Here is a 13,606-nt window from a genome sequence, read left to right as displayed (position 1 = left end):
CGCGCCATCGCAGGCTTGTTGCGCTTCCTGACCAGATCCGAGATGTTCAAGAGAACCGTTGCCGCTGTACTTTCTGTCGCTGCCGTGCTTTCCGGTTGCGCGTCCAATTCCGGGCCTACTTTCAATATTCAGCAGATCAAGACATCGAGCGGACAGCCTGCTTTCCGCGCCGAGTGTTATGGGCTTTTCGAAAGCGGCAGTGCTTGCATGAAGGCCGTCAAGAAGGTTTGCGGCGAGCAGCCTTACACGCTTTTGCAGAGCGTCGAAGGCACGAAGGCATCGGGCGATGCACGGTCGGTCGTCTTCACGTGCGGCGCGCCGGCTCAGGCCGCCGAGCCCGCACCGCAGCCGGTTGCCGCTGCGGCGGCCGTGACAGAAGCGCCCGTTGCGGCGGTCGCAGTTGCGCCGTCGCGCAAGGTCTCGCTGGACGAAAAGACCAACTTCGCGTTCGATAGCGCCCAACTGACGCCCAAAGCCAAGCGCATTCTCGACAAGCTCATCGCCGATGGCCGCGACGTCACGTTCGCTTCTGTCACCGTCGAGGGCTTCACCGACGCTGTCGGCTCCACGGCGTACAACGTCGCGCTGTCGGAGCGCCGCGCGCAGTCCGTGCTCGGCTATCTGAAGAGCCACGGTCTGCAGTCGGAGACGTTCGCGATGAAGGGCTACGGCAAGTCGCGCCCGGTTGCATCGAATGCGACGAGCGGCGGCCGCGCGGAAAACCGTCGCGTGGAAATCGTACTGACGCAGTAAGCCGCATCGCCGGCGCAAGGCAAAAGCTCGCGGACTGCAACGTCCGCGAGCTTTTTTATCGCCGGTTCAGAACAGAAGAAGCTGTTCGCGGCCCCGTCCGCCTTCGAGCGTGAGCAGCGAACGCTTGCGATCGACGCCGCCCGCGTAGCCCGTCAACTCGCCATCGCCGCCGATCACGCGATGACACGGCACGATGATCGCCACGGGATTGCGTCCGTTCGCGCCGCCAACCGCGCGCGATGCGCCCGGCGGCAGGCCGAGCCGGCGCGCGAGGTCGCCGTATGTCCAGGCATCGCCGAAAGGAATGCGGCTCAACAACTCCCAGACCTGCTGCTGGAACTCCGTGCCTTGCAGCCGCACCGGCACGGAAAACGTCTTGCGCTCGCCCGCGAAGTATTCGGCGATCTGTTCGTGCGCCTGAGCAATGACGCGGGACGCCGCGCGATCCGAGCCGGGCATGACTTGCGGGATGCCCTTCGGGAAATGCTTCTGTCCGACGAAGAAAAGCCCGGTCAGCCGCTCGTCCTCCGCGCGATACAGGATCGGCCCGAGCGGACTCGGGCCGACATGAAGGTCAATCACGTCAGATAAACGGATTGTCCGCGGTGCCGGCCGGCGCGGGCGGCTCGTCGGCGAGCTTCGCGGGCAGGTTCGACTCGCTCTCGAGCGCCGCGACGATCGCGCCCAGCGCGTCGTGGAGCGCCTTCGCGACGGCCAGCCCCGCCTGGTCCCGCGCGATGGCGAGATCCCCGCTGAGCGTCAGGCGCGTCGTGCCGTTGACGATGTTGATGGCGTCGCCCGCGATGTTCATCGCGTCGGTATCGTTGGCAAATGGCTTAAACACCTCTCAGTCCTCCAATTCGTTTGTCTTTCAGTGCATCGGGGATGCCGGGAAACGCGAGACCGCTCATCGCTTCCAGTTCGCGCACGGTCTTCATCGTATAGGTTTTGGTCGGCGTGTTCTCGATGACGACCGCGAACGCAATCTGCCGTTTCGGCAAATAGACGACCTTGTACAACTGCGTCGGCACGAGCACGCGCGAATCGCCGATGGTCTGCAACTGACGGCCCGAGAACAGCGGTCCCGTGACGACATACGCTTCGCCCGATTCCTCCGTCAGGCGTCGCACAGCTTCTTCGATGCGCGACCAGATGCTCCGGTTGTTCGACGGGTCCTGCGGCACGATGTTCGCCAGCGAGAACGATTCGGCCATGCCTTTCTTCGTCCCGCGGTCGCCGGCCGGGCTCATGTGGCCGCGGTCGTAGCCGCTGCGCTTGTAGTCGTCGAGCTGGGCGCTGTCGCCGGGCGGCAGCCGCTTGTCGACGAAGAAGCGGTTGGTGCGCGTGTTGTCGCGGGCGTCATCGACGCTCTTCGCCGTCAGATGTTCCGCCGACCACAGCGGCCCGTGCGTGATGCCCGAATGAAGCAGCGCGAAGTCCGAATAGCAGATTTCCTGCGCGGAGGCGCGCATCTTCGGATTGGTGACGACGGGCGCGAGGCCGCCTGGGCTGAACTGCGGGCAGTCGCTCGCGACCGCGCTGATGCACACGGCGCCGACTAGCGCGGCGACGAGTGCCTTGATGCTTGCTTGCATGCTTGAAAGTCCGAACTGAATGTGATGCTCGATGCGCCGCCGGGCGCGCTGCAACCGAAGCGCGCCCGGCAAGGCGGCACAGTATAAGGGCTGCGCGCGGGCATCGACATGCTCGAAACGCTCGAAACGCGATCGCCGGCAGCGAGCTAGAATCGCCGGGCCTCCATCATCCCGAAGAAGAACGCCCATGAAGCCTCGTTTCATTCGATCGATGCTGCTGTCGATAGCCTCGTGCATCGCGCTGACCGTCGCCCCTCTTGCATTCGCGGACGATGTCCCGCAGGCCCCTGCCAGCAACGACGGCCCCGCATACGGTCCTGAGCTGCAGGGCTTCGACTATCCGTATCCGGTGGCGCGCTTCGCGTTCACGTCGCAGCGCCAGGTGGTTCGCATGGCGTATATGGACGTGCATCCCGCGCATCCGAACGGGCGCACGGCAGTGCTGATGCACGGCAAGAATTTTTGCTCGGCGACGTGGAAGCAGACGATCGATACCCTGCGCGATGCTGGTTATCGCGTGATCGCGCCGGATCAGATCGGCTTCTGCAAGTCCACTAAGCCCGAACGGTATCAGTACAGTTTTCAGCAGCTCGCGCGCAATACGCATGCGCTGCTTGCGGCGCTCGGCGTGAGCCGTCCGACGCTCATCGCGCATTCGACGGGCGGGATGATCGCGGTGCGCTATGCGTTGATGTATCCGCGTGAGACGGAGCAACTGGTGCTCGTCAATCCGATCGGACTTGAGGACTGGAAGGCGAAGGGCGTGCCGTCGATTTCCATCGACGACTGGTATGCGCGCGAGCTGAAGACGAGCGCCGACGGCATCCGCCGATACGAGATGAACACGTACTACGCGGGTCACTGGCGCGACGACTACGAGCCTTGGGTGCAGATGCTCGCGGGGATGTATCGCGGGCCGGGGAAGGATATCGTCGCGTGGAATTCGGCGCTGTTGTACGACATGATTTATACGCAGCCGGTCGTCCACGAATTCGATCGCCTGAAGACGCCGACGCTGCTGCTGATCGGCGACAAGGACACGACGGCCATCGGCAAGGACCTCGCGCCGCCGGAGATTCGCGCGACGCTCGGCCGCTATCCCGAACTCGCGAAGCTGACGAAGGAGCGGATCGAAGGCGCGCGGCTCGTCGAATTTCCGGAACTGGGCCATGCGCCGCAGATGCAGGACCCGGGGGCGTTTCATAAGGCGCTGCTGGAGGGGTTGGAAGCGGTGACAGGAAGCAGCGAACGTTAGAAGCGGTGTAAGGCCGTGAGGTTGTCGGCCTTCTTGCGCGACCGGTGAGCGCAGAAGGCTAATGTTGATCGCCCATTTGCTTCGTCGTGCTATTCTCCACTCGAATTTTTTTGCACCCTTTTGATAATCCGGCCGAGGGGAGTCATGGATATCGTTGCAGTAATCAACTATAAAGGCGGGGTCGGCAAGACGACCGTCACGTCGAACCTCGCAGCGGAACTCGCGTTTCGCGGAAAAAAAGTATTGCTGATCGACACCGACGCTCAAGCCAGTCTGACGTTTTCGTTTGTTACCCCGGACGAGTGGGATGACAAGTACAAGGAAGCGAAGACGATTAAATCGTGGTTTGACGCGGTCAGTCAAAGCTCGGAGCCGCCATGCCTTACTTCGTTTGTCATCGCACCCCGAAGTGCAAATGAGGCCGTTGCGGGTAGTGGCGGGAGAATCGACCTGATCTGCTCTCACCTCGGCTTGATCAATGTCGACCTCGAGCTTGCAACGCTCCTGGGCGGCGTCAATATCCAGCAGACCAAGCGGAACTACATCAAGGTGCACGGCAAGCTTCGATCAGCGATCGAGGAACTCAAGGTTACGACTGACTACGATATCGTCCTCATCGACTGTCCGCCGAACTTCAACATCGTCACGAAGAACGCGATTGTCGCAGCGGAAAAGATTCTGATTCCCGCCAAGCCGGACTACCTGTCGACGCTCGGAATCGACTACCTCCATCGCAGCGTGAATGATCTGGTACGCGAGTTCAATGAGTACGCACAGCTGGACGGCGACATCGAAGAGATTTCACCGGACATCCTGGGCGTCGTTTTCACGATGATTCAGATAACGGGCGGGCAACCCATCGCCGCGCAAAGACAGTTCATATCTCAGACCCGGCGACTAGGCATAAAAGCTTTTGAATCCTTCTTTCGCGAAAACAAAACCATATTCGCAGACGCCCCGCAGAATCTGCGCCCCGTCGTGCTGAATCACTATTCATCCGGTACTCACTCCGACGTGGTCGAGGAAATCGAGGATTTCGTGACCGAGTTCGAAGCGTCGCTCGATGAGGCCGAGCTATGAGCGCGGGAATCGATCTACGCGCGGCTTTTCGTCGGATCGCCGAGGCGCTTGAATCCTTGTCGGACGAAGAGTTGAAGAAGTTCTCGGATCCGCAGTATTCGATCGAACTGCGTGCAATCCGTCGCCGCACCAAGGAGGAGCCGAGTTCACCCGTTCCGGGCATCTCGGCAGATGAGGCAATCGGCCAAATAACCGCACTGTCGAGCCGTCACGACGCGCAAGCGCTCCTGGATGAGAAGTTTCCCTCGAAGAAAGCGTTGGAAACTTTAGCAAGAAGGCTCGATATACCCATCGTCCGGCAGGACAAGGTGGACGATCTTCGCGACAAGATTGTCGAAGCAACCGTGGGAGCCAGAATCCGTTCGCAGGCTATCCAGGGCAAGGGGTCCTGACGTCCGCGTCCGTGCCTTCGCGCTCGATGCCCGGCTAAGCGCGATAGTCACGCCCGTCCGCCCGCACACGACGCCCTCTCGATCGACGGCAACTGCATCAGCAGCGTAATGCCTCGCGCCACCATGAACACGGTGAGCGCGAGCCAAAGCCCGTGATTGCCCAGCGAGCCGACGAGCGTCCACGCGGCGACCATGAACACCATGAGCGATACGGCCATCGCCTTCATCAGCTCGCGCGTGCGCGTGGCGCCGATGAACACGCCGTCGAGCTGGAATCCCGCGACGGACGCGAGCGGCAGGAGCGCGGCCCACGGCAGATAGTGCATCGCCGCCGCGCGCACGACGGCCTGATCCGTCAGCCGCGCGATGATCCATTCGCCGCTGATCCAGTACACGATGGAAAATCCCGCCGCGCCGATGACCGACCACAGCATCGTCACCCTGACGGCCTGGCGGAACGCGTGCCGGTCGCGCGCGCCCGTCGCCGCACCCACGAGCGCTTCCGCCGCATGCGCGAAGCCATCGAGCCCGAAGGCCATGAACGTCTGAAAGTTGAGCAGGAGCGCGTTGGCGGCGAGGACGGCATCGCCCTGACGCGCGCCCATGTGCGCGAACCAGCCATACGAGCCCAGCAGACAGAGCGTGCGCACGAAGATGTCGCGATTGATCGCGATGAGGCGGCGGATCGCGCGAAGATCGAACAGCGCAGCCAGCGCGAGCGGCGGCAGGCCGCGTTCGCGCAGACGCCAGAGAACCGCTGCGCCGAGCGCGAAGCCGCAGACATCCGCAAACGCGGTCGCCGCGCCGATACCGCCGATCCCCCAACTGAAGCGATACACGAACAGCAGCACCGCGACGATATTTACCGCGTTGATGAACACCTGCGTGAGGAGCGCGAGCCGCACGCGCTGACAGCCGAGCAGATAACCGAGCACCGCGTAATTGCCGAGCGCGAACGGCGCGGCCCAGATGCGCGCGTGACAATACGCACTCGCGGTGTCCTGCACCGCGCCGCTGCCGCCGAGCATGCCGAGCGCGTACCGGATGATCGGCACTTGCAGCGCGAGCAGCGCCGCTCCGATCGCAAGTGCGAGCATCAGCGCGCGCAGCACGCTCGCGCGCACGGCGGCCGCATCGCGTGCGCCGAAGGCCTGCGCGACGAGGCCCGTCGTGCCCATGCGCAGAAAGCCGAAGCCCCAGAATACGAAGCTGAATACGAGACCGCCCAGCGCGACGCCGCCGAGATATTGCGGCCCGTCCAGATGGCCGGCGACGGCGGTATCGACTGCGCCGAGAATCGGCTGCGTGAGATTGGCGAGGACGATGGGGAACGCGAGCGTCAACACCCGTCGATGCCAGTGCACCGGCAGCGCGTCGGCGTGAGGGGAGTGCGGGGAATCGGTCAAAGGGAAGCGCGCAGGCGGACAAAGGCGATATTGTCGTCAGCGCGGCGCGGCGGCGCAACCTGACGCACGCCCGCCCCCGCGCCGATAATGCACGCCATGAAAACCTTCGCGCTCTATGTCGTGACCGCGCTCGCGGAAATCGCGGGCTGCTATTTTCCGTATCGATGGCTGAAGGCGGGCGGATCGCCGTGGCTCGTGGCGCCGGGCGCGTTGTCGCTCGCGCTCTTCGCCTGGCTGCTGACGCTGCACGATGCCGCCTCCGGCCGCATCTACGCCGCGTATGGCGGCGTGTATATCGGCACGGCGATCGCGTGGCTGTGGGCGATCGACCGGATCAGGCCGACGGCGTGGGACCTGACCGGCGCGGCCATCGCGCTGATCGGAATGAGCGTGATTGCGTTCCAGCCGCGCTGACCCGTCCGATCGATCACGCTTCGAGCGCGAGCAGGGCGAAGGTCGCGAGCCAGTGCTCGCCCATGTAATCGCCGGCGACGTGCGCAATGCCCGACGCCAGATGCGCTTCGGCCGCCGCTTCGAGCACGGCGATACGCGCGTCACCGGCAGGCAGCGCCCGCGCAATCGTCCGCTGGCACCATGCGCGGCTCAGATTCAGGCCGTCGAGATGCGCGAGCTTGCCGTCGCTGCGATCGGTGACGGTCGCGGGCACGAAGAGCGTCGCGGGTTCACGGTTCGCGAGGCGCGGCAGGAACGCATCGAACCAGCCGGCGAAGCGTTCCGCCGGGAGCACGTGACGCATCAGCACCGCTTCCATCAGCGACGGCGACAGGAATTCGTCCCCGGCCGGCTCCCACGCCTGGCACGCGACATCGTCCGCGAACCAGCGCATCGCGGTCTCTTCGAGCAGGCGCGCGAAACCGGCATTGCCGGCCGTCCGCGCATAGCCGAGCGACAGCGTCAGCGCGAACGCCATGTTGAAGTGCGTGCCGACACGTAAGGGGTACGTCGATTTCGGCAGGAAGTCCTCGAAGCGATCGACGAAGGCATCGGCGAGCGGTTGCAGCGTGCGGGCCCAGCGGGCGCCGTCGTCCGAGCGCATCGAGCGAAGCTGGCCCGCGAGGGCGAGCAGCCACGCCCAGCCGTAGGGCCGCTCGAAGCCGCGCGACGCCGGCCGCTGCAAATAGGCGACTTCCGCTGCAACGTTGGCGTCGGTGAAATGCTCGTCGATGACCGCGCGGATGCTCGCGGCTTCGGGCAGATCCGGGAAGCGGTCGTAGAGCCGCGCGATCAGCCAGTAGCCGTGCACGCACGAATGCCAGTCGAAGCTGCCGTAGAAGATGGGATGCAGCGCGCGCGGACTCTGCACGTCGGCCGCGCTTGCCATCACGTGATCGAGCTTGTTCGGGTATTCGCGCGTCAGATGACCGAGCGCAACCCGCGCGAACTTGGATGCCAGCGCGGCGTCCAGCGCCGTCGCATTCTGCTTGTTCATGCGCACCTCGCGGTGAAACGGGAAACCGGGACAGCAATCTAGCATGAGACTTTATCGATAAAGCATCGAGAAAGTCTCATGTCGGGGTAATCACCTAGGTGCGTCATTATCGATAGAAGCTCTGCAAGCCGAGCGCCGATGCGTCGTTTAAACTTGCGCCCGAACGCCGACAGAGCGTGCCGTTCCGGCCTCGCGCCGGGTTTGCGATCCGTTCAAACAGACAAGCTGAGCACATCATGAGCGACCATCCCATGTACACCGCAGAGGACACCCGGCGACGCGTATTCGCCATCGTCGGGGCATCGTCGGGCAATCTCGTCGAGTGGTTCGACTTCTATATCTACTCGTTCCTCGCGCTGTATTTCTCGGCGGCATTTTTCCCGAAGGGCGATCCGACCACGCAATTGCTGAACACGGCCGGCGTGTTCGCGGCCGGCTTCCTGATGCGACCTATCGGCGGATGGCTTTTCGGCCGCATCGCCGACAAGCACGGCCGCCGCAACGCGATGATGATCTCCGTGCTGATGATGTGCGGCGGCTCGCTTGTCATCACGTTCCTGCCGACGTACGCGACCATCGGCGCATGGGCGCCCTTGTTCCTCCTGATCGCGCGGCTCTTTCAGGGCTTGTCGGTAGGCGGCGAATACGGCACGAGCGCGACCTACATGAGTGAGGTCGCGTTGCGCGGACGTCGCGGCTTCTTCGCGTCGTTCCAGTACGTGACCCTGATCGGCGGACAGCTTGCCGCGCTGCTGGTGCTCGTCATCCTCCAGCTTTTTCTGTCAACGGAAGAACTCAAGGCATGGGGCTGGCGCGTGCCGTTTTTCATCGGCGCGTGCGCGGCGCTCGTGTCGCTCTTTCTGCGCCGTTCACTCGATGAAACCACGACCGCCGAAATCCGCGAGCGCAAGGAAGCGGGTACGCTCGCCGGCCTGATGCAGCACAAGAAAGCGTTCCTGACGGTGGTCGGCTTCACGGCGGGCGGATCGCTGATCTTCTATACGTTCACCACGTACATGCAGAAGTATCTGGTCAACACGGCGGGCATGCACGCCAAGACCGCCAGTAACGTGATGACCGGCGCGCTCTTCGTGTACATGCTGCTGCAGCCGCTCTTCGGGGCGCTGTCCGACCGCATCGGCCGCCGCCGCTCGATGCTCTTCTTCGGCGCGTTCGCGACCATCGGCACCGTGCCGCTGCTGCACGCGCTGCGCGACGTCACGAGCCCGGTCGCGGCGTTCGTGCTGGTGGTGGTGGCGCTCGCCATCGTGAGCTTTTATACGTCGATCAGCGGTCTCATCAAGGCCGAGATGTTCCCGCCGGAAGTGCGTGCGCTGGGCGTCGGGCTGTCGTATGCGGTGGCGAATGCGGTGTTCGGCGGATCGGCCGAATACGTCGCGCTGTTTCTGAAGAACATCGGAAACGAATCGGCGTTCTATTGGTATGTCACCGTGATGTGCGCGATCTCGTTCGTCGTGTCATGGATGATGATGGACCCGAGCAAGGAAGGGTATCTGCGCAACGAACCGTAAGGCCTGGCGGCGCGGGGACTGTTGGTCTCTCGTGCCGCTTGCCGTTGACCTGAGTATGGTGTTTTATGCGGTATGTGCCGTTAGAAGGCGCGCCGGGTGCGGCGCACAGTGGCAATCGGAAACAGGATACACACGCGCGCGGCATCGTCGCGCGCCACGGCGATGAGCGCATGCGGGCGCATCGGTCCGCCAGGAGCCTGTCCATGGAAGATTTCGACGAAACGTTATTTGTCGTCTGGCGCGCGAACATGAACGTGCTGACCGGCTCGCCGGGCGGCGCGACGCGTCTCGCCCGCATGATGAACTTCTCGCCGTCGTTCATGAAGCTGATCGTCGCGGGGCAGCGCGATTTCAACGAGGAGTTCGTGCGCGGCATCGAACTGGTGTCCGGCCTGCCGCCGCACTGGATGGACGAGCGCCGCGCCCCCGCCGACGTGCCCCCGGAAGTCAGGCGCGCACTCGACGAGGAACGGCCGTTCGCAACTTTTCGCGGCAGCGCGCATCCGGCGCCGAAGCGTTCCGTGCTTCGCGGCCCCGAGCCGCTGCTGTCCCAGACCGAAGCCACGCGGCGCGTCGCCGATCTCGCCCAGCAGCAGGCGGAGGCGAACCGGCGCGATCTCCTGTTCAGGAAGAACCGCGAACTGCTGTCGCAGGATCTGCGGCGCCTCGAGCGTCAGCTTGGCCTGCTCCAGGTCGAGCCGATGCTGCCGAAGGCCGATGAACTCATCGCGTCCGAGCGCATGAGCGAAGCCGCGAAGGCCGATTTGTCGGGCCGGCTCGAACAGATCGACAAGCACGTCAAGCTGCTGCATCAACACGTCGAGAAACTCGTCGCCTTGCTGGCGTCGCCCGACGAGCCGGAGTCGAACGACGCCAACTGAAGGCGCGATTCACTTCTTGGGCGCTTGCCGGTCCCCGGTGGATTCGGGTTGCGGATGAACGGCGATCGGATCGCTGGCAGGAAAAGTTTCGTCGAGCGCCTCGTCGAGCAAGTCTTCTTCGGTCGCGGGCTGCGAGGGCTTGTTCGGTGCGTCTTGCGGTGACTGCGTCATGGCGTGCTCCGGGCGCAGGGTGAAGGTTTCTCAATATATACCGTCCTTATTCATTCGGGTTGTCACTAGGTGGCGAAAGCGCGCGGTTCGCGTGATCGTTCTGGTCACACGAGACCATCACCGGGTTCAACCATGATCGACAGTTTTCTCACCGAAGAGCAGCGCATGATTCGCGATGCGGCGCGCCAGTTCTCGGTCGAAGTGCTCGCGCCGAACGCGGGCCAGTGGGACAAGGACGGCGCGATTCCCGACGCCGTCGTCCGGCAGCTCGGCGAACTCGGGCTGCTCGGCATGATCGTGCCGGGCGATTTCGGCGGCACATACAGCGACTACACCGCCTACGCGCTCGCGATGGAAGAGATCGCGGCGGGCTGCGCCTCGTGCGCGACGCTGATGAGCGTCCACAATTCCGTCGGCTGCGGCCCGATCCTCGCCTATGGCACCGATGCGCAAAAGGCCGAATGGCTGCCGAGGCTCGCGAGCGGCGAGGTGATCGGCGCGTTCTGCCTGACCGAGCCGCACGCGGGCTCGGAGGCGAACAACCTGCGCGTGCGCGCCGTCGAGCGCGACGGCCAGTGGATCATCTCCGGCAGCAAGCAGTTCGTGACGAACGGGCGGCGCGCGGGCGTGGCCATCGTCTTCGCGGTGACGGATCCCGAACTTGGCAAGCGCGGCATTTCGGCGTTCATCGTGCCGGCCGGCACGCCGGGTTTCAGCGTCGGGCCGCCCGAGCACAAGCTCGGCATTCGCGCATCGGATACCTGCCCGATCACCTTCGACGATTGCGCCATTCCCGCCGCCAATCTGCTCGGCGAGCGCGGCGAGGGGCTGAAGATTGCGTTGTCGAACCTGGAGGGCGGGCGCATCGGGATTGCGGCGCAGGCGCTCGGCATCGCGCGCGCGGCTTTCGATGCGGCGCGCGCCTACGCCCGCGAGCGGGTGCAGTTCGGCAAGCCGATCATCGAGCATCAGTCGGTCGCGAACATGCTCGCGGACATGCAGACGCAGATCAACGCGGCGCGTCTGCTCGTGTTGCACGCGGCGCGCATGCGGACCGAGGGCGTGCCGTGTTTGTCGGAGGCATCGCAGGCGAAGCTGTTCGCATCGGAAATGGCCGAGCGCGTGTGTTCGGACGCGATCCAGATTCACGGCGGATACGGCTATCTGCAGGATTATCCGGTGGAGCGGCATTATCGCGATGCCCGCATCACGCAGATTTACGAAGGGACGAGCGAAGTGCAGCGGATGGTCATCGCGCGAAACGTATGAGAAGGAGACCCTATGAGCCGGGCCGAGCCGTTCATCGAGGCAAGAGACTTTCTGCTGCGTCATCGCACCGACTACGAGACCGCGTATCGCGAGTTCCAATGGCCCGTGCTCGATCGCTTCAACTGGGCGCTCGACTACTTCGATCCGATGGCGCGCGGCAACCATGCGCCCGCCTTGCAGATCGTGAGCGAAAGCGGCGATGAGACACGGCTCTCTTTCGCGCAGATGAGCGAGCGCTCCGCGCGGCTGGCGAATCATCTGCGCGCGCTGAACGTGAAACGCGGCGAGCGCATTCTGCTGATGCTGCCGAACCGCGTCGAGCTATGGGAAACCATGCTCGCGGCGATGAAGCTCGGCGCGATCGTGCTGCCCGCCACGACGCAGCTGTCGAGCGGTGACGTGCGCGAGCGCATTGCGCTCGGTCAGGTGCAGCACGCGATCGCGGAGGCGAGCGAGACGCACAAGTTCAATGGCATCGATCTTCCCGGCGTGCGGCTCGCGGTCGGCGGCGCGAGCGAAGGCTGGCTCGACTACGATGAGGGCCACGAGGCATCGCCGGAATTTATTCCGGATGCCGAAACGAATGCGCGCGATCCTTATCTGCTGTACTTCACATCCGGCACTACGTCTAAGCCGAAGCTCGTCGCGCATACGCACGAAAGCTATCCGGCCGGCCATCTGTCAACGATGTACTGGATCGGCCTGCAGCCCGGCGACGTCCACTGGAACATTAGTTCCCCCGGCTGGGCGAAGCACGCGTGGAGCTGCTTTTTCGCGCCGTGGAACGCGCAGGCATGCGTGTTCATCTACAACTTCAGCCGCTTCGACGCCGCTCGCACGCTGGATGCGCTCGTGCAGCACGAAGTCACCACGTTATGCGCCCCGCCGACCGTCTGGCGAATGCTGGTTCAGGAGCCGCTTGCGTCCTATCGCGTGAAGCTGCGCGAGATCGTCGGGGCCGGCGAGCCGCTCAATCCCGAAGTCGTCGAGCGGGTGCAGGCGGCGTGGGGCGTGCCGATCCGCGATGGCTACGGCCAGACGGAGACCACCGCGCAGATCGCCAATTCGCCGGGCCAGCGGCTCGTGCCCGGATCGATGGGGCGTCCGCTGCCGGGTTATCGCGTGGCGCTGCTCGATCCGGACGGCCAGCCCGCCGACGAAGGTGAGATCGCGCTTGCGCTCGACCCGCCGCCGCTCGGCCTGATGACCGGTTATGCCGATAATCCCGCTGCTACAGAAAACGCGATGCGCGGCGGCTTCTATCGCACGTCCGATGTCGCGGCGCGCGGCGCGGACGGCTATTTCACGTACATCGGCCGCGCCGACGATGTCTTCAAGTCCTCCGATTACCGCCTGAGCCCGTTCGAGCTGGAGAGCGTGCTGATCGAACACGAGGCGATCGCGGAAGCGGCGGTCGTGCCGAGCCCGGATGCGTTGCGCTTGTCTGTGCCGAAGGCTTTCGTGACGCTGCGTCACGGGTTCACCATCGGCCCGGAACTGGCGCGCAGCGTGTTCGCTTTCTCGCGCGAGCGGCTCGCGCCCTATAAGCGCATTCGGCGGGTCGAGTTCGCCGAATTGCCGAAGACGATTTCCGGCAAGATCCGGCGCGTCGACTTGCGCAGGCATGAGACGGCGCGCGGGCAGGACGGCACACGGCGCGACAACGAATTCTGGGAAGAAGACTTTCCGGAACTGCGCGAGCCGGCGAAATGATGCGGTCTGGAAACCCCGGCTTGCGGCGCGAATCGAAAGCAAATGTAACTCGGCGAACCGTCTGAAGGCCCGCAGGTCGAATCGGCTCCATTCACGTCGGATCAATTCA

At 64.1% G+C, this 13,606-nt stretch carries 15 protein-coding genes; 9 read left to right on the top strand and 6 right to left on the bottom strand.

All coding sequences use genetic code 11. The features are described 5' to 3' along the window. The first annotated feature begins 207 nt into the window (after positions 1-207). Positions 208-753 (top strand): OmpA family protein, encoded by a 546-nt coding sequence (locus tag P9255_RS08200; protein WP_309766577.1) that lies wholly within the window; start codon positions 208-210, stop codon positions 751-753. A gap of 66 nt (positions 754-819) precedes the next feature. On the opposite strand, the gene P9255_RS08195 is transcribed toward P9255_RS08200, so the two are convergent. The 3 genes from P9255_RS08195 to P9255_RS08185 are packed head-to-tail and all read right to left on the bottom strand — an operon-like array spanning position 820 to position 2,348. Continuing rightward, positions 820-1,335 carry a methylated-DNA--[protein]-cysteine S-methyltransferase gene (locus P9255_RS08195; protein WP_309766575.1) on the bottom strand — a complete coding sequence of 172 codons (516 nt, stop codon included), beginning with the start codon at positions 1,333-1,335 and terminating at the stop codon, positions 820-822. 1 nt (position 1,336) lies between these two features. Continuing rightward, the gene (locus P9255_RS08190; protein ID WP_309766574.1) at positions 1,337-1,597 is read right to left on the bottom strand and encodes a hypothetical protein; all 261 of its coding nucleotides are present in this window, start codon (positions 1,595-1,597) and stop codon (positions 1,337-1,339) included. Then, positions 1,590-2,348 (bottom strand): DNA/RNA non-specific endonuclease, encoded by a 759-nt coding sequence (locus tag P9255_RS08185; protein ID WP_309766571.1) that lies wholly within the window; start codon positions 2,346-2,348, stop codon positions 1,590-1,592. Before P9255_RS08185 ends, P9255_RS08190 begins: the two co-directional genes overlap by 8 nt. 211 nt (positions 2,349-2,559) lie before the next feature. On the opposite strand from P9255_RS08185, the gene P9255_RS08180 reads away from it, so the two are divergent. From P9255_RS08180 to P9255_RS08170, 3 genes are all read left to right on the top strand, one after another. Then, a complete protein-coding gene (locus tag P9255_RS08180) occupies positions 2,560-3,603 on the top strand; it encodes an alpha/beta fold hydrolase (protein WP_404980295.1) in 1,044 nt (347 codons plus the stop codon). Between the two features lie 144 nt (positions 3,604-3,747). Further along, positions 3,748-4,683: an AAA family ATPase gene (locus tag P9255_RS08175; protein ID WP_309789335.1), complete on the top strand. Its 936-nt coding sequence runs from the start codon at positions 3,748-3,750 to the stop codon at positions 4,681-4,683. Beyond that, positions 4,680-5,075 carry a hypothetical protein gene (locus P9255_RS08170; RefSeq protein ID WP_309766566.1) on the top strand — a complete coding sequence of 132 codons (396 nt, stop codon included), beginning with the start codon at positions 4,680-4,682 and terminating at the stop codon, positions 5,073-5,075. Before P9255_RS08175 ends, P9255_RS08170 begins: the two co-directional genes overlap by 4 nt. A gap of 47 nt (positions 5,076-5,122) precedes the next feature. Here P9255_RS08170 and P9255_RS08165 read toward each other — a convergent pair whose 3' ends face one another. Next, on the bottom strand, positions 5,123-6,481 hold the full coding sequence (locus tag P9255_RS08165) for an MATE family efflux transporter (protein ID WP_309766564.1): 1,359 nt from the start codon (positions 6,479-6,481) through the stop codon (positions 5,123-5,125). A 96-nt stretch (positions 6,482-6,577) separates the two neighbouring features. Between P9255_RS08165 and P9255_RS08160 the strand changes: the two genes are divergently transcribed. Continuing rightward, positions 6,578-6,895 carry a YnfA family protein gene (locus P9255_RS08160; protein WP_309766563.1) on the top strand — a complete coding sequence of 106 codons (318 nt, stop codon included), beginning with the start codon at positions 6,578-6,580 and terminating at the stop codon, positions 6,893-6,895. A gap of 13 nt (positions 6,896-6,908) precedes the next feature. Here the strand turns inward: P9255_RS08160 and P9255_RS08155 are convergent, their stop codons facing one another. Further along, positions 6,909-7,931 (bottom strand): DUF2891 domain-containing protein, encoded by a 1,023-nt coding sequence (locus P9255_RS08155; protein WP_309766561.1) that lies wholly within the window; start codon positions 7,929-7,931, stop codon positions 6,909-6,911. Between the two features lie 236 nt (positions 7,932-8,167). On the opposite strand from P9255_RS08155, the gene P9255_RS08150 reads away from it, so the two are divergent. After that, a complete protein-coding gene (locus P9255_RS08150; RefSeq protein ID WP_309766560.1) occupies positions 8,168-9,463 on the top strand; it encodes an MFS family transporter in 1,296 nt (431 codons plus the stop codon). Positions 9,464-9,666: 203 nt separating this feature from the next. Then, on the top strand, positions 9,667-10,344 hold the full coding sequence (locus P9255_RS08145) for a hypothetical protein (protein WP_309766558.1): 678 nt from the start codon (positions 9,667-9,669) through the stop codon (positions 10,342-10,344). Between the two features lie 9 nt (positions 10,345-10,353). Here P9255_RS08145 and P9255_RS08140 read toward each other — a convergent pair whose 3' ends face one another. Beyond that, positions 10,354-10,515: a hypothetical protein gene (locus tag P9255_RS08140; RefSeq protein ID WP_309766557.1), complete on the bottom strand. Its 162-nt coding sequence runs from the start codon at positions 10,513-10,515 to the stop codon at positions 10,354-10,356. 135 nt (positions 10,516-10,650) lie between these two features. Between P9255_RS08140 and P9255_RS08135 the strand changes: the two genes are divergently transcribed. Further along, positions 10,651-11,784 (top strand): acyl-CoA dehydrogenase family protein, encoded by a 1,134-nt coding sequence (locus P9255_RS08135; protein WP_309766828.1) that lies wholly within the window; start codon positions 10,651-10,653, stop codon positions 11,782-11,784. Between the two features lie 12 nt (positions 11,785-11,796). Continuing rightward, positions 11,797-13,497 (top strand): AMP-binding protein, encoded by a 1,701-nt coding sequence (locus tag P9255_RS08130; protein WP_309766556.1) that lies wholly within the window; start codon positions 11,797-11,799, stop codon positions 13,495-13,497. Positions 13,498-13,606: the final 109 nt, after the last annotated feature.

It is taken from the genome of Caballeronia sp. LZ019 (genome assembly GCF_031450825.1).
In the GTDB taxonomy this organism is placed as follows: Bacteria; Pseudomonadota; Gammaproteobacteria; order Burkholderiales; family Burkholderiaceae; genus Caballeronia.
Note: the sequence above shows the minus strand (reverse complement) of the source record. Positions and strands in the feature narration are given on the sequence as shown.